Here is a 291-nt window from a genome sequence, read left to right on the forward strand (position 1 = left end):
CTTCACCCTGGAGGGATCGAGAGAGAACAACATCGTCCTCCGCAACGCCAACCAGGGCACCGCGTTCAAGGACCCCAACCCCGAGGCCCGTCCCGAGCACCGGTACAAGTACATGGCCTGGTGCGTGGATCGGGGGATCTACGTCTTCACCTCGCCGGACGGCGTCCACTGGCGGCGGAACGAGGCGATGGCCCTCCCCTTCGATCCCGACGGCAGCATCTCGGCGTTCTGGGACGATCAGGTCGGCGTCTACCGGGCCCACGTACGAGCCCTCGTGCGGGGAGGAGATCC

General features: G+C 66.7%; 1 protein-coding gene. It reads left to right on the forward strand.

The genetic code is table 11. The annotated features are described in order from the left end of the window. On the forward strand, nucleotides 1–291 hold a 291-nt coding region (locus MD536_RS21085), incomplete at both ends, for a hypothetical protein (protein WP_438839272.1).

The sequence above is a fragment of the Flavihumibacter cheonanensis genome (assembly GCF_022352215.1).
In the GTDB taxonomy this organism is placed as follows: Bacteria; Bacteroidota; Bacteroidia; order Chitinophagales; family Chitinophagaceae; genus Flavihumibacter; species Flavihumibacter cheonanensis.